Source organism: Nitrospirota bacterium, from assembly GCA_040757595.1.
Lineage (GTDB): Bacteria > Nitrospirota > Nitrospiria > Nitrospirales > Nitrospiraceae > JBFLWP01.
Genome location: JBFLWP010000011.1, coordinates 94,555 through 109,803, shown reverse-complemented (window position 1 = coordinate 109,803; position 15,249 = coordinate 94,555). Strand labels below are relative to the sequence as shown.

Here is a 15,249-nt window from a genome sequence, read left to right as displayed (position 1 = left end):
CGTTCACCCGTTGCAATCAAGAGCAACGGGTACCCGACGCGGGCGCCGTTCGTCAGCCGGGACCTCTTTCATTGACTTCTTTCCCCCCTCCGATTACAATTCCCCCGTCGAGGTTCCCCCCGTGCCTGCCCAATTCGTCCACCTCCACCTCCATACCCAGTACAGCCTGCTCGACGGGGCGAACCAGATCGACCCGCTCGTCAAGCAGGTCAAGGCCTTCGGCCAACCGGCGGTGGCCATCACCGACCACGGCAACATGTTCGGAGCGGTGGAGTTCTACCAGAAGGCCAAGGCTGGCGGGGTCAAGCCGATCATCGGCTGCGAGGCCTACCTGGCGCCGGGGAACCGGCAGAGCAAGGAGAGCCATCTCGCCCACAACGACTACTATCACCTGATTCTCCTGGCCACGAACCTGGCCGGCTACCAGAACCTCATCAAGCTGGTCAGCAAGGCCTATCTGGAGGGCTTCTACTACAAGCCGCGGATGGACAAGGAGCTGCTCCAGCAACATCATGAGGGGCTCATCGCCCTCTCCGGCTGCCTCAGCGGAGAGGTCCCCTACCTGATCGGGCAGAAGGATCTGGACGGGGCCATCAAGGCCGCGGGGGAATACCGGGAGATCTTCGGCACGGACCACTACTATCTGGAAGTACAGGCCAACGGGCTGGAGCACCAGCAGATCGCCAACCGAGGCCTGGTCGAGATCCACAAGAAGCTGGGCATCCCCCTCGCCGGGACCAACGACTGCCACTATCTGAAGAAGGAGGACGCCCGCCCGCACGACATCATGCTCTGCCTCCAGACCGGCAAGACGCTCAACGATCCGGGCCGCCTCCGCTTCGACACCGACCAGCTCTACGTGAAGTCCACCGAGGAGATCGTGGCCGAGTTCGCGGAGCTGCCGGAGGCGGTGCGGAACACCTGCAAGATCGCGGAGCAGTGCGACCTCAACCTAGCCTTCAACAAGAGCTACCTCCCCCAGTACCGGGTCCCCGAGGGCGAGACCCGCGAGAGCTACCTGGAGAAGCTGGCCACCAGGGGCCTGGCCGAGCGGCTGAAGGAGTGGCCCGGCTCGATCCCGCCCGAGGCCTACGCGGCGCGCCTCAAGGAAGAGCTGACCGTGATCATCACGATGGGCTACGCCGGCTACTTCCTGATCGTCTGGGACATCATCAACTTCGCCCGCTCCCGCGGCATCCCGGTCGGGCCTGGCCGGGGCTCGGCGGCCGGCAGCCTGGTCGCCTACGCGCTCCGGATCACGGACATCGACCCGCTCGGCTATCACCTCCTGTTCGAGCGGTTCCTGAACCCCGAGCGGGTCACGATGCCGGACATCGACATGGACTTCTGCATGGACCGGCGCGGCGAGGTCATCAACTACGTGATCGAGAAGTACGGGGCGGACCACGTCTGCCAGATCATCACGTTCGGGACCCTCGGGGCCAAGGCGGCCATCCGCGACGTGGGGCGCGTCATGGAGATCCCCTACGCGGACGTGGACCGGGTCGCCAAGCTCGTGCCCAACCAGCTCAACATCACGCTGGACGACGCATTGCTCCAGGAGCCGCGCCTGCGGGAGCTGACCGAAACCGATCCCAAGGTGGCCGAGCTGATGCAGACCGCCAAGGCTCTGGAAGGGCTGGCGCGGCACGCCTCCACCCACGCGGCCGGGGTCGTGATCTCCGACGCCCCGCTCACCGACCACGTGCCGCTCTACAAGGGGGCCAACGACGAAATCGTCACCCAGTACTCGATGGGCGACGTCGAGAAGATCGGGCTCGTCAAGTTCGACTTCCTGGGCCTGAAGACTCTGACGATGATCAGCCACGCGGTCCGGCTGGTCAACGAGCGGCAGCCTTCGCCGCTGGACAGCGCGAAGCTCCCGCTGGACGATCCGGCCACCTACGCCCTGCTGGCCTCCGGCCGGACGACCGGCATCTTCCAGTTGGAAAGCCCCGGCATGCGCAACCTGCTGGTGCGGATCAAGCCGGAGTGCTTCGAGGACCTGATCGCGATCCTGGCCCTCTACCGGCCCGGCCCGTTGGAGAGCGGCATGGTGGAGGACTTCATCAAGCGCAAGCGGGACCCGTCCCAGATCACCTACGACCCGCCGGCGCTGGAGCCGATCCTGAAGGAGACCTACGGCGTGATCGTGTACCAAGAGCAGGTCATGGCCATCGCCAACCGCCTGGCCGGCTTCTCGCTCGGGCAAGCCGACCTGCTCCGCCGCGCCATGGGGAAGAAGAAGCCGGAGGAGATGGAGAAGCAGAAGGCGCTCTTCATCCAGGGGGCCAAGAAGAACCACCTCTCGGAGAAGAAGGCCGAGAAGCTGTTCGACCTGATGGCCTACTTCGCCGGCTACGGCTTCAACAAGTCGCACTCGGCAGCCTACGCGCTCGTCACGTACCAGACCGCCTATTTGAAGGCCCACCACCCGACCGAGTTCATGGCCGCCCTGCTCACGAGCGAAATGGGGAACGCCGACAAGATGGTCGGCTACTTCACGGAGTGCCGGGACCTCGGCATCCGCGTGCTCCCGCCGGACGTGAACGAGAGTTACACGGTCTTCACGGTCGTGGACGAGGGCATCCGGTTCGGCCTGGCGGCGATCAAGAACGTGGGCGAGGGGGCGGTGGAGTCCATCATCGCGACCCGGAACGAGGGGGGCCGGTTCCGATCCTTCTCCGACTTCTGCCGGCGCATAGACCTGCACAAGGTCAACAAGCGCGTGCTCGAAGGGCTGATCAAGGTCGGCGCGTTCGACTCCTCCGGCGCGCGGCGCGCGCAGCTCGCGGCGGTCCTGGACCGGGTCATGGAGGAGGCCGCCGCCGTCCAGCGCGAGCGCGCCCACGGGCAGACCAGCATCTTCGGGGACCCGGTGGGCGGCGGAGCGGCCGCCGCGGAAACTATCGACCCGCCCCTGCCCGATCTCCCCGAGTGGGACCAGACCCAGCGGCTCAAGCACGAGCGGGAGCTCACCGGCTTCTACATCACCGCCCACCCGCTGGCCCGCTTCGCCGCCGCGATCGAAAGGCTCTCGACCACGAACTCCGCGCACCTCTCCGAGGTCGGCGACGGCAAGGAAGTGAAGCTCTGCGGCATCGTGTCCACGATCAAGGTCATGACCACCAAGAAGGGCGACCGGATGGCCTACGTCCAGGTGGAGGACCCGCACGGGCTCGTGGAGGTGATCGTGTTCCCGGACCTCTACCGGACCGCCGGCGCCCTGCTCGCGCCCGAGAGCGTCGTGCAGGTGACGGGGACCGTGGACCGGGCGGAGAAGGGCACGCGGCTCAAGGGCCTCCGCTTGGAATCCCTCACGGACCTGCTGGCCCGGTCGGTCAGCAAGGTGAACGTGCGGATCGGCGAGGCGACCGAAGCGGCGTCCCGTCTGGACCAGCTCCAGCAGATCCTGCGGCGGCATCCGGGTCCGGCCCCGATCTACCTTACCCTCTGCCTCGCACCGGACCTGGAAGCGGACACGACGCCGCTCCCGGATCTGAAGGTGCTCCCCAGCGACGGGTTCGTGGCCGAGGTGGAAGAGGCGCTGGGCAAGGGCACGGTGGCGCTGCTATAAGGAGCGCAGAGAGCGAATAGCTGATAGCCTATCGCTGCTTGCTGAGAAAAAGATGCGCGACTATCTGGAATTCGAAAAGCCGATCCGGGAGATCGAAGAGCGGATCGAAAAGCTGACCGGCGCCGGATCTTCGCGCGCGTCCGCGCAGGAGGAGATCCGGAAGCTCAAGACCCGCCTGGCCCAGGTGGAGGCCGAGATCTACGGCAACCTCACCGCCTGGCAGCGGACCCAGATCGCGCGGCACGCGCAACGCCCCTCGATCCTCGACTACGTCGGCGCGTTCTGCCGCGATTTCGTCGAGCTGCACGGAGACCGCGGCTTCGCCGACGACCGGGCGATCGTCGGCGGGTTCGCCCGGTTCAACGGCCGGTCGGTCCTGGTGCTCGGCCACCAGAAGGGCAAAACGCTCAAGGAGCGGATGCAGCGCAACTTCGGGATGCCGAACCCGGAAGGCTATCGCAAGGCGCTCCGGCTGATGCGGCTGGCGGAGAAATTCGGGCGGCCGATCCTGACCTTCATCGACACGCCGGGCGCCTACCCCGGCATCGGCGCCGAGGAGCGGGGGCAGGCCGAAGCCATCGCCCGGAACCTGCTCGTCATGTCCCGGCTCACGGTGCCGATCGTCTCGGTCGTCACGGGCGAGGGGGGCAGCGGAGGCGCGCTGGCCCTGGGCGTGGCGGACCGGGTGCTCATGCTGGAGCACTCCGTCTATTCCGTCATTTCGCCGGAGGGCTGCGCGGCGATCCTCTGGGACGACCCGGCCAAGGCCCCGGACGCGGCCGCGGCGCTGAAGATGACGGCGCCCGACCTGCTCCGGCTCGGGGTCGTTGACGAGGTGCTTCCGGAGCCGGTCGGCGGCGCGCACCGCGATCCGCAAACCATGGCCGACCGGGTTGCCAAGGCCCTCTCCACCCACCTGCATCAGATCGAGGAGTTGTCGGTCGAGGCTCTGCTGGCGAGGCGACAGCAGAAGTACCGGGCGATGGGCGTCGTTGCGGAATCCACGCCGCCGACCGCTTGATCAACTCGACCGGCTGACAGCTTTTCCCGTCACGGATTGTGCCACCTGGCTCCGTCGAAGGTCGGATTGAACTGGTGCGTCAGCCTCACCGTATCCCCGTCCTTGACCGATGAATCCAGGGTCCCGATCTTCCGGTTCACCGTCACCATCAGCTCGCCCCGGTTCATGAGCGAGAGCAGGCTGCCCAGCTTGTCCTGGTGCGCCTCCAGCAGGCCGCGGACCGTCGTCGGCCCGGACACTTCACACTGCACTTCCGGTTCTTCCACCGTCTGCCGCAACGTCTGACCGAACAGCACCACCGTCACCATTTATCTTCCTCCCAAAACGGCGCGGGGCGCGGGGCACGAGGCGAAGGGGAGGATTCCTCGTGTCTTGCAATCACCTCTGGCCTCGCGCCTCTTGCCCCTAGCCCTGCTTATGACACCGGAAGCAGTCCTGCCGCTTGGGATGCCAGCTAGGCAGCGGCCGGCTCTGCCCAGGGGCATGGCACTGGGAACAGAGCTTCTCCCCCACCCCGCGATGTTCGGGCGTGTCCGGAACCGGCGGGTTGTTCTCGCGCGGCGAGGGCAGCAGCGAGACGAAGAGCACGACGGCCACGACCGCCAGGACAAACAGCCAGTCCGCCCTCCGGATCGTCATGAGTCTGAAGCCGGACGTCCGTGCCCCTCGTCCGCCGCCTGATAGGCCTCGTGCAGCAACTCCGCCACGTGCTTGACCGGAACCGCTCCTCTCAGTCCGTTGGTGAGTTGGATCATGCAGGCCGGACAGCTCGTCGCCACCACCTCGGCCCCGCTCTCCAGAATCGCCCGCCGCTTCCGCTCGAAGATCCGCTGCGCCGTGTCGTAATCCTTGACCAGGTAGGTCCCGGCCCCGCCCGCGCACCGGTCCGCATCCTGCATCTCGACGAACTCCACGCCGGGCAAGGCCGCCAGCACCTGGCGGGGCTGCTTCGTCACGCCGGCGGCCCGCAGGTGGCAGGACGAATGGTAGGTAATCCGTCTCCTCTTCGCAACCCCCTCCGGCCTTGCGACCGGGCCGGCGCCCAGCCCGGCGACAAATTCGCTGATGTGTTGGACCCGGCGGGCCAACGACTCGGCCGCTTCCCGCTCCGGGCCCGAGTCAAACAGCCGGACATAGTCCTTCAGCATGAGCGTGCAGGAGGCGCAGCCGGTCACGACCGTGTCGTAGCCGCGGAGGGACGCCAGGTTGAACCGGGCATGGTCCCGCGCGAGGGCTTCGTACCCATAAGTCTGGACGGGCGTGCCCGAGCACCGTTGCGGCGGCAAAGCCGGCTCGATCCCGTGCCGGCGGAGCACGGCGATGACCGCGTCCCCCACCCCGTCGTCGAAATAGTTCGCGGCGCAACCGTGAAAATAGGCCACCCGCCCCGCTCCGTCCGCGCCCTTGCCGTCGGCCAGCTCCGGATAGCGATCCCGCAGATGTTTGACCGCCAGACGCGGCAGGATCATGTCCCCGGGCAGCCGGGCGGTTTCGGCCAGGCGCCGCAGGAGCGGCCGGGTGAGCCGCTCCAGCCACGCACGCGCCCACGGACGGTCCCAGATCCCTTGGGTCGCAGCGGCCAGCTTGAGCAGGGGCTCGAACAGCCGGGGACGGGCGTGCAGGGCGAAGATCAGCCCGGCCAGCCGGTTGGGATGCTCCGCCCGGCGCTTGAGGATCAGGTCCGACACGTCCACCCCGGCAGGACAGATCGTGCGGCATGACTTGCAGTTCAGGCAGGCCTCCACGACCCGCCTGGAGTCGAGGTAGCTGTAGTCCTTGGCGGTGACGATCTCGAACCAGCCCCGCGAACTCATGTCTTCGGACTGGAAGACGTCGTACACGGGGCAAACGGAGTTGCACTTGGCACAGGTGGCGCAGGGCTTGGAGAGGCGCGCGAAGTCGAGGTGCTCGGTGAAGGAGGTCTGGCTGAGCTTCACGCCGGGGTTCAGCACGCCCTGTGGGTCCAGGCTCCGCTTGACCTGCACGAACAGCTCGTAGAGCTCCTCCCCGAACATGCGGCGGACGAGTTCCGCGCGCACGCGCCCGTCCCCGTGCTCGCCGCAAATCGAGCCGTTGAACCGGCTCAAAACCGTCTCGTGGATCTCCCGATAGGATTCCACCATCCGCGCGAAGTCCCCGCGGTCGTTCACGTCCAGCAACGGCACGATGTGGGCGTTCCCGTTCCCGATGTGGCCGAAGACCGCCACCGGCACCCGTCTGGCTTGAAAGACCTCCTCCAGGTAGCGGATCAACTCGCCGATCCGCTCGGCCCGGACGACCACGTCGTCCACGTAGTTGATCGGCTTCTTCCGCGCGTCGAACCGGTACAAGGTCGGATAGAGCGCCTTGCGCGCCTTCCAGAGCTGTTCGCGCCGCTCCGGCTCGTGGGCCAGGACCGGATCGGCCGACAGACGGTAGCGTTTGCAATCCGACGTCAGGCGGGCGACGCGCTCCCCGATGGCACCGCCCGCCCCGTCCTCGTCGAGCTCCACCAGCAACGTGGCCGCCGCATCGGCCGGGATCCCGTGCCGTTCCCGGCCGATCAGGTCCAGCGTGTTCCGGTCCAGCACCTCCAGCGCGCTCGGCGCCAGGGCCAGGAGCCCGGGCACGGCGTCGCCCACCGCTTCCAGGTCGCGGAAGTGGAGCAGCGCGGTGGCGGTTGCCGTCGGACGGTCCACCAGCCGGAGGGTGGCTTCGCTGACCACGCCGAGCGTCCCCTCGCTCCCGACGAAAAGTTTGGGGAGATCCCAGAGCCCCTGTCCGAGACCGTCGAGGAGGCCGAACAGGTTGTACCCGCTGCTGTTCTTGCTGACGGTCGGCCGCCTGCGCGCGATCAGGTCGGCATGGGTCTTCACGAGCTCCAGCACGGTTCCGATCGCCGGGTGGCGCATCAGCAACTCCCCCAGGACCGGATCGTCGAGCCGGTACGGCCTGGCCTCCAGCCAGCCGGAATGGAGGCAGACCCGCAGCCCGAGCACGTTGTCCTTGACGGACCCGTACCGTAGCGTGTGGGGCCCGGAGGAATTGTTCGCGACCATCCCGCCCAGTTTGCACATGTCCCCGCTGGAGGGATCCGGCCCGAAGAGAAGCCCCTGGCGGGCCAAGCGCCGGTTCAGCTCGGCGAACACGAGGCCCGGCTGCACGCGCGCCCACTTCTCTTCCCAGTTCACTTCCAGGATACGGCTCATGCGGGACACGTCCAGGATGACGCCGGAGCCGATCGCCGAGCCGGTCAGGTTGGTCCCCGCGGCCCGCGGGGTCACCGGCACACCGGCCCGTCCCGCATAGTCGAGCACCGATTCGATGTCCGCCTCCCCTTCGGCCAGGACGACGGCCTGGGGAACCAGCTTGTAGATGCTCGCGTCCACCGCGTAGGCGGTCAAGGTCGGCCCGTCGTCTCGGACCTTGTCCGGCCCCAGCCGCCGACGCAGGTCCGCGGCCACCGCCCGCTTCTTCTCAGGGAGCAGCAGATCCATGGCCCATTCTAGGCATTCAGTCGAAGAAAGGACAAGGGTTGCGGAAAGAGACCGGCAGGTGGACAGCCGGGGGATCAGGCGTGGTGGACGGACTCGGGCTCCGGTTCGGCGGCGTCGCGATCCGCGCCGATCGTCAGGGGGTCCTCCCCGACCGGCAGCTCCGCCTGCTCGGCTTCGCCCAGCTCCTTGAACTCGCGCAGGGGCGGGAGTTCCGAAAGGTCCCGGAGCCCGAAATGTTGCAGGAAATACTTGGTCGTCCCGTACATGATCGGCCGCCCAGGCACGTCCTTCCGGCCGACGATCCGGACGAGTTTGCGCTCCAGGAGGGTCCGAATGACGCCGGAGGTCTCGACGCCGCGGATATGCTCGATCTCCGACCGGACGATCGGCTGCTTGTAGGCGATGATCGCCAGCGATTCCATCGCCGACCGGGAGAGCTTGGGAGCCGCTTTTGCCTTTTCCAGCCGCTTGATCCACGGCGCATAGTCGGGGCGCGTCACCAGTTGGAACCCGCCGGCGATCTCCACAAGCTGCAGGCTGCGGCCGGCCGCTTCATACTCCTCCTGCATCCGCTTCAGCGCCTGCCTGAGCTCGGCCTTGGGAACCCCCTCGAGCACCGAGGCCATCCGTTCGACCGTGAGCGGTCCCTGAGAGACGAACAAGAGCGCCTCAAGGATCGCGCACATCTCGCGTTCTTCCACCGCCGGCCGGGCCTCCGGCTCGCCCTCGCCAGACGAAACGGCCGTCGAAGCGGTCGGCTCCTGCGTCTCCGGCCCGCCTTCAAACAAGGCCAATGGCGACGGCGCCTTCGCTGCTTCTCCCTCGGCACGCACCGTTGACGTAGTCTTCATAGCCTCCTCCAAGCCTGGCTCCTTACAGCTCCCCCGCGTCCTCGTCGGTCATCAGCATGAAGGCGCGGGAGACGAGAATCGGACCGAAGGTCTCCGCTTGAAACACCCGCACCAGCCTGAGCCGCGTCAGCTCCAGCAGGGCCAGGAACGTCACGATGATGAGCAGCCGGTGGCACTGTCCCTCGAAGAGCGACGGGAACGTGACCGACTCCTTGCTCTCCAGGGTCTCCAGGATTGCATTCATCCGGTCCTTGACCGTGAGGTTCTCCGAAACGATCTCGAGCAAGCGCGGATCGGGGGCCCGCAGGAGCACCGACTGGAGCGCATCCACCAAGTCGAACAGCGAGACCTCCTCGATCAGCGCCTCCTCGGACCTGACCTCGGCCACGGGGAGCGGCTCCCGGGCGAAGACGTCCCGCCAGAGCCGTTCCTGGTGCTCGAGCTGGCTGGCCGCCTCCTTGAACTGCTTGTAGGCCAGCAGCCGTCTGACCAGCTCCTCGCGCGGGTCCGGTCCCTCTTCCTCGTCGGTCTCCGTCTCATCGGCCGGGAGAAGCATCCGGGATTTGATCTGCACCAACGTGGCCGCCATCACCAGGAATTCCCCGGCCACGGCCAGGTTCAGGGACTTCATCAGGCTGAGGTAGTCCAGATACTGCTGCGTAATCAACGCGATCGGGATGTCATAAATATTGATCTCGTTCTTCTTGATCAGGTGCAGCAGCAGGTCCAGCGGTCCCTCGAACTGCTGCAGACGGACTTGATACGGAATTTCAAGCTGTTCCACGAGGCCCTCCGGCCGTATCGGTCAGACGATTGATCGCTTATACTACCTTATGTAGAGAAAGGCAAGGAAAATTCTATATATAGTGGTCTCGGCCTAGGACCTTTTCCGGAGAGCCCAGACGAAGAACAGGGTAAAAATCCCCAGCGCCGCCGTGACTCCGTAGAAGATCCGAGGGTTTTGGAGCCCGAGCGGCGGGGCCCCCTCCCGGTTGGCCTTCGTCCTCGTAAAGCGGGGCTGGTCGTTGAAGAAGGTCTTGGAGAAGTCGTCCACCCCGTTGAACCGCGCGTCGGAAAAGTCCGCGGTGGCCCGGAAGGTCGCGCGGCGGAAGTAGGCGTCTTTCTCGAACCGCGTGAAGAGAAAAAAAGCCTCCCGTTCGAAGAGGGCTTCGGAAAAATCCAGGGCGCCGCGAAACTGGCTGCCCGAGAACCCTGTGCCCATCTTGAAGTGGGTCTGCGAGAAACGGGCGTCCTTCTCGAACGTCACCTCCAGAAATTCCGCCAGTCCGTTGAATCCCGCCCGATGAAAGGTGACCGGCTCCTCAAACACCGCCCGGTGAAAGCGAGCATGGACCCCGAAAGCCGTCTTTTCGAACCGGACCGGCTGCGCGAACACCGAATTGAGGAAGAAGCTCTGGCGAAGGAAGACCGCCTCCGATCCGTCAACCGGTCCCAGAAAACCCGAGTGCGAGAGGTCCACCGGTTGCTCGAACGTCGTCCCGGCCATCGTGACCGGCCCCTTGAACAGCAGGAGACCGTCCTGGAGGTTCGTTTGGATCGCGCCCCGAACGACAGAGCGCCGGATCGAAACCGGTCCGGCGATCACGCGCAGCTCCTTCAGTCCCCGATCCCGGACGGCCCGCTGAAGGCCGGGCGACAGTCCGTCCACCCGGCTCACGGGGATCACAGGCAGTTGATCCAGCATCAGGTTCCCGGCGACGACCACGCCGGTCAGGTCGAGGCCTCGCCCCGCCTTCAGCGCCGCGAGAAGATCGGCGGAGGACACGGCCTGCGCCTGTCGCTCCTGCTCGCTGCAGTCCGGCCCCAGATGTCGCGTGAACGGAGCCGCCGGGTCCGAGGGCGTCCGATCAATCGTGCAGGCGGCCTGCGCCGGCGGAGACGGCGGAGCGCTGCACAGCAGTACGACGACGAGCGGCAGCAGGCCGGACCGAGCGCTCCGCGTCATACCGGCACTCTACTCGGAACGGTCGGCTCCGGCAAGGTCATCGCCACGCCCCTACGCCCGACTTTACATCCTTCCGGAATCTTCCTAGACTGCCTCTGCAGCACCGATGCCCATGACGGACCGGCTCAACAAACGGCGGCTCCCCTCGGCCCTGGCCTGTGGCTCGATTCTCCTGGTCCTGCTGTCCGTTGCGAGCCCCGCCGGAGCGGAGTCGGTCGTCGAGGTCCCCGTGCTCGGCGCGATCTCCTCCAACAACCGGGGCGTCTTCGAAGTCATGCTGCTCCAGTGGGACCAGAAGGCCTCCCCGGATCCGATCCATCTCCAATGGGGGAACAACCGGGTGCAATTCTTCGGCGCCTACCTGCGCGCCATGCAAGCCGCCTTCACATACGCCGTGGACCGGACGCCCGCCGTCCGCCACACCGGGACGCTGACCATCTACGGTCTCTCCTACGTACCGACGAGCAGCGACGGGCCGAGCGCGGGCGCCGCCATGGCGGTCGGATTCATCGCCGTCTTGAAGGGCGACCCGATCCGGCGCGGAGTGGCCGTGACCGGCACGCTCGAGTCGGACGGGCGGATCGGGGTCGTCGGCGCCATTCCGGACAAGGTGCGCGCGGCGGCCCGCGAAGGGTACCGCACCATCCTCATTCCCCGCGGACAGTTCTACGAGCCCCAGTGGGGCCTGTCGAGCTTGGCGCTGGAGCTCAACGTCACGATCAGGGAAGTGGGAACGGTCGAGGAAGCCTACGAGGTCATGACCGGCCGGCGATTCTGACGACCCCTCAGCCCAAGGCCTGCACGAGGGCACGGTGCTGGTCCTGGGTCAGCCGGTGCATCCCCAGGGTGAGCCGCCGAGTCAGCTCCGCCTGATCGGGCACCTCCAAAATCCGGTTCAGGAGGGCGAGGCTCTGCTCCGGGGTCGACGCCCAGGTGTGCGTCACGCTCACCCGCACGAATCCGTACTGCGTCTCGGCCCGCAATTCCTCCCGCACGAACGCATCCAGGGCCTCCGGCGGCAAGAGGTCGGACACGATGGTGAAACCGGCGCAGATGCCCAGCTTGAGCACATAGACGAGCCCGCAGGACTGCTCCGTGCGGTACGTCTTCAGGTTGTCGCGGATCAGCGCGGTGCGCAGCCCCCAGAGTCCGTGGGACAGCTGCAGCTCGGCACTGGCCTGGGAGCTTCGCTCCCTCAGAGCTCCCGCCACGAACAGGAAATGGCTCACGATGGAGAAACGACGGCGCCAGCCTCGGACAACCCCACGCCCAGGGCGCGGGCAAGCACCGTGGAGGCGGCAGCGTCGTCAGAGCGGTGAGGAGGATCAGTCGGCGACGGGCGTCGTGCGCTGCACGCGTCAAGAACCGTGATACTCGTCATTGTCCCCGGCCACGTCGTCGGGCCGGTCGAGGTAGTCCGGCTCGGCCTCTTCGTCATCATCGAGATTCATGTCCTCCCCGGGGATGTCCTCCTCCAAGTCTTCCGGCAAGGCGATGTCCTCGGCCAGCTCGTCATGCAGAGACTTGGATTCCTCCATGGCCGGCCTTGAAACCTCCGGCCCGCCGCTGGGAGGCGCCGCCGGCACGATCGGGGCCTTGGCTTTGGGCTTCGCCTTGACTCTGGCCTTCGCCTTTGCCGGAGCCTTCCCCTTCTTGGCCTTTTGAGCGGCCTTCTTGCCGACCGCGGCCTTGCGCCGCTTGACCGTCGCCTTCCTGCGCGCCGGACGCTTGGCGGCAACCTTCCGCTTCTTCTTAGCGGCCTTGGCCGCTTTCACACGGGGCTTGGAGCGGGGTTTTTTCGCCTTTTTCCGCTTGGTCGCCATCGCCTCCTCCTCTGACCGACTCACTGCGCCGACTACGACTCTAGGGGAACCCATCTAGCACGAATCCCCCCCTCCGTGCAACCGCCCTCCTGTCACGTCCGGCAGGCCGTCCGACGGCATCTCGCCGTTGAACTTCCGCCCCGGTTGGCGGTATCGTACACCATGCCCAAGACCACCATCCATATCTCAACCTTCTTCAACGAAAGGAGTGTGCCATGGCTTTGCGTCTGGGAGACGAAGCGCCGAATTTCACGGCGGATACGACAGAGGGCAGGATCAACTTCCACGAATGGCTGGGTAACGGGTGGGGCATCCTCTTCTCGCATCCCAAGGACTTCACGCCGGTCTGCACCACCGAGCTCGGGACCGTAGCCAAGATCATGCCCGAGTTCAAGAAGCGCAACGTCAAGGTCATCGCGATCAGCGTGGATCCCATGGACGCTCACAAGGGCTGGATCAACGACATCAACGAAACCCAGCGTTGCACCGTGAACTACCCGCTGATTGCGGATCCGGAGCGGAAGGTCGCGACGCTCTATGACATGATCCACCCGAACGCCCTGGACAACATGACGGTCCGGTCCGTGTTCGTCATCGGCCCCGACAAAAAGATCAAGCTCACGCTCACCTACCCGGCTTCCACGGGCCGCAACTTCGACGAGCTGCTGCGGGTCATCGACTCCCTCCAGTTGACGGCCAACTACAAGGTCGCCACGCCTGCCAACTGGAAGGACGGCGAGGACTGCATCATCACCCCGGCCGTGTCCGACGCCGACGCCAAGAATCTGTTTCCCAAGGGGTTCAAAGCGGTGAAGCCGTACCTGCGCTATACGCCGCAACCGAACAGGTAGCGTGATCGCCGCGACGTGCTCCGTCAGGGGCCGCCTCTGCGGCCCCTGACGGTCTCGCCGGAGGAAACGGAGAGGGCGGGGGCTACGGTTCGACCCAGACGTTGACGTAGGCGGGCAGGCCGTCGGCCCCCTTCACCGTGTCCGGTCCTTTCATATCGGTGACGCGCAGCCGGAACTGCAAGAGCCGACGCGCCGACACGACGGGGGCAACGAAGGTGGCCTTGGCACTGCCCGGGTCCAGGAGCGACACCTTGTTGCCCCGAATCTGCGTCCACTCGTACTGCAGCGGGTCGCCATCCGGATCCGAGCTTCGAAGGGCGTTCAACACGACGGTGGTCCCCCCTTTGACGGTCAGATCCGGCCCGGCCCTCGCAATCGGCGCCCGATTGTCCTCCCCGTCGGCTTTGACCACGACCGAGATCGTCCCTTCCTTGCCCCCGTTGGCGACCGTCACGATCGCCCGCCCGTTGCCCGCGACCCGGATCAGGCCGTCCGAATCGACGGCGACGACGGCTTCGTCCGAGCTCCGGTAGACGCTGCCGGACGACGCTCCGCCGATGCGACGGGTCACCCCATCAGCGAACTGTCCCACGACCGGCACCTCCAGGATCTTTCCCAAGGTCTCCAGCCGCCAGGGCTTCTCCACCTCGAACTCGACCCCCGTCAGGGCCGCCTGCGGCGCAACCCGGACCAGAACCTCGTCGAACTCTTCCTTGCCCGCCAGCCGGCCGCGGGTGACCTCCCCCACCGCTAGGAGCCGCAGCACGCCGAAAGCCTCGGCCGGCACTCGGAGCGTCCCGCCGTAAGGAGGCGACACGGAGGCCGTCGCCTCCAGGGCCGGTCGGGCCAGTTGGGCCACGAGCGGCTCCTCGCCCTGCCGGTACCAGTAGTACCGCACCCGGCTGATCCCGATCTCCATGCCCAACTCGACGCGAACGGGAATCTCCTGCCCCGACGCGAGCGTCGAGTCCGCGACCGGCGCCGTGATCCGAAAGGCAAGAGCCGACGAGCCAGGCAACAGCCAACTCAGAAACCAGCTCGCCAGCAGGATCCGAGAGACCATGATCTTGCCCTCCAAGTGTCTACAGCCGGCCCAGGACGCCGAGTATAGCAAGAGCCCAAAGGGCTTTGCCAGGAACCGGATGGGAAGTCCGCAAGCCGCCCGGTGTTTGGTATAATGAACATCAATACGGCGAACCCTTCGGGTGGTTCGCGGCTCTTAGCGAATGGTGCGATCCATGGCCCGGATGTCCCCCAAGGGCTTTCAACGCAGAATTCCTACGGTGCTCCCGGCGCTGGCGGCCGGCCTCCTGTGGTCGGCGGCGGGACCGGGGACTGCGGCGGCCCCGACCTTCCAGATCATCATCGACAGCGGATCACCCTACTACATGCCCGCCTCGGCCACCGTCACCACCGGCGCGGCGGTCCGCTGGGACAACCCGACCGCGTCCCACCATACGGTCACCCACGACGGCTGCTCGATCGACGATCCGGACGGAGCGCCAACCGGCTGCGCCTTCGACTCCGGATCGGTCGCACCGAACGGGAGCTTCACGCTTCCCGGTCTCCCTCCCGGCCGGTACCCCTATCACTGTTCGCTCCATCCGATCATGCGCGGCGTCCTGATCGTCGTAGAGCCGATGACGATTCCCGCGCAGACTTGACCGGTCCCCGCCTGCTTGCC

At 66.4% G+C, this 15,249-nt stretch carries 14 protein-coding genes; 5 read left to right on the top strand and 9 right to left on the bottom strand.

Annotation, left to right across the window (positions count from 1 at the left end):
• The first annotated feature begins 121 nt into the window (after positions 1-121).
• Both dnaE and AB1411_11490 read left to right on the top strand, forming a co-directional pair.
• The gene (gene dnaE, locus AB1411_11495; GenBank protein MEW6544223.1) at positions 122-3,577 is read left to right on the top strand and encodes a DNA polymerase III subunit alpha; all 3,456 of its coding nucleotides are present in this window, start codon (positions 122-124) and stop codon (positions 3,575-3,577) included.
• 52 nt (positions 3,578-3,629) lie between these two features.
• Positions 3,630-4,598 carry an acetyl-CoA carboxylase carboxyltransferase subunit alpha gene (locus tag AB1411_11490; GenBank protein MEW6544222.1) on the top strand — a complete coding sequence of 323 codons (969 nt, stop codon included), beginning with the start codon at positions 3,630-3,632 and terminating at the stop codon, positions 4,596-4,598.
• A gap of 29 nt (positions 4,599-4,627) precedes the next feature.
• Here AB1411_11490 and AB1411_11485 read toward each other — a convergent pair whose 3' ends face one another.
• The 6 genes from AB1411_11485 to AB1411_11460 all read right to left on the bottom strand — a co-directional run bounded on the left by AB1411_11485 (position 4,628) and on the right by AB1411_11460 (position 10,891).
• Positions 4,628-4,906 (bottom strand): MoaD/ThiS family protein, encoded by a 279-nt coding sequence (locus AB1411_11485; GenBank protein ID MEW6544221.1) that lies wholly within the window; start codon positions 4,904-4,906, stop codon positions 4,628-4,630.
• Positions 4,907-5,003: 97 nt separating this feature from the next.
• Complete coding sequence (locus AB1411_11480; GenBank protein ID MEW6544220.1) at positions 5,004-5,237, bottom strand: hypothetical protein; 234 nt, start codon at positions 5,235-5,237, stop codon at positions 5,004-5,006.
• A complete protein-coding gene (locus tag AB1411_11475; GenBank protein MEW6544219.1) occupies positions 5,234-8,074 on the bottom strand; it encodes an FAD-binding and (Fe-S)-binding domain-containing protein in 2,841 nt (946 codons plus the stop codon). The genes AB1411_11480 and AB1411_11475 overlap by 4 nt, the downstream gene beginning before the upstream one ends.
• 74 nt (positions 8,075-8,148) lie before the next feature.
• Complete coding sequence (gene scpB / locus AB1411_11470; protein MEW6544218.1) at positions 8,149-8,925, bottom strand: SMC-Scp complex subunit ScpB; 777 nt, start codon at positions 8,923-8,925, stop codon at positions 8,149-8,151.
• A 22-nt stretch (positions 8,926-8,947) separates the two neighbouring features.
• Positions 8,948-9,709 (bottom strand): segregation/condensation protein A, encoded by a 762-nt coding sequence (locus AB1411_11465; GenBank protein MEW6544217.1) that lies wholly within the window; start codon positions 9,707-9,709, stop codon positions 8,948-8,950.
• Positions 9,710-9,802: 93 nt separating this feature from the next.
• A complete protein-coding gene (locus AB1411_11460) occupies positions 9,803-10,891 on the bottom strand; it encodes a pentapeptide repeat-containing protein (protein MEW6544216.1) in 1,089 nt (362 codons plus the stop codon).
• Between the two features lie 112 nt (positions 10,892-11,003).
• Between AB1411_11460 and AB1411_11455 the strand changes: the two genes are divergently transcribed.
• Positions 11,004-11,669, top strand: coding sequence for a S16 family serine protease (locus tag AB1411_11455; GenBank protein MEW6544215.1), 666 nt, complete (start codon positions 11,004-11,006; stop codon positions 11,667-11,669).
• 7 nt (positions 11,670-11,676) lie between these two features.
• Here AB1411_11455 and AB1411_11450 read toward each other — a convergent pair whose 3' ends face one another.
• Together AB1411_11450 and AB1411_11445 are read right to left on the bottom strand one after the other, a co-directional pair.
• Complete coding sequence (locus AB1411_11450; protein ID MEW6544214.1) at positions 11,677-12,120, bottom strand: hypothetical protein; 444 nt, start codon at positions 12,118-12,120, stop codon at positions 11,677-11,679.
• Between the two features lie 129 nt (positions 12,121-12,249).
• Complete coding sequence (locus tag AB1411_11445; protein ID MEW6544213.1) at positions 12,250-12,714, bottom strand: hypothetical protein; 465 nt, start codon at positions 12,712-12,714, stop codon at positions 12,250-12,252.
• A 215-nt stretch (positions 12,715-12,929) separates the two neighbouring features.
• Between AB1411_11445 and AB1411_11440 the strand changes: the two genes are divergently transcribed.
• Positions 12,930-13,565, top strand: a complete 636-nt coding sequence (locus AB1411_11440) for a peroxiredoxin (GenBank protein ID MEW6544212.1) — start codon at positions 12,930-12,932, stop codon at positions 13,563-13,565.
• Positions 13,566-13,647: 82 nt separating this feature from the next.
• On the opposite strand, the gene AB1411_11435 is transcribed toward AB1411_11440, so the two are convergent.
• On the bottom strand, positions 13,648-14,628 hold the full coding sequence (locus AB1411_11435) for a PKD domain-containing protein (protein MEW6544211.1): 981 nt from the start codon (positions 14,626-14,628) through the stop codon (positions 13,648-13,650).
• 175 nt (positions 14,629-14,803) lie between these two features.
• On the opposite strand from AB1411_11435, the gene AB1411_11430 reads away from it, so the two are divergent.
• On the top strand, positions 14,804-15,229 hold the full coding sequence (locus AB1411_11430; GenBank protein ID MEW6544210.1) for a hypothetical protein: 426 nt from the start codon (positions 14,804-14,806) through the stop codon (positions 15,227-15,229).
• Positions 15,230-15,249: the final 20 nt, after the last annotated feature.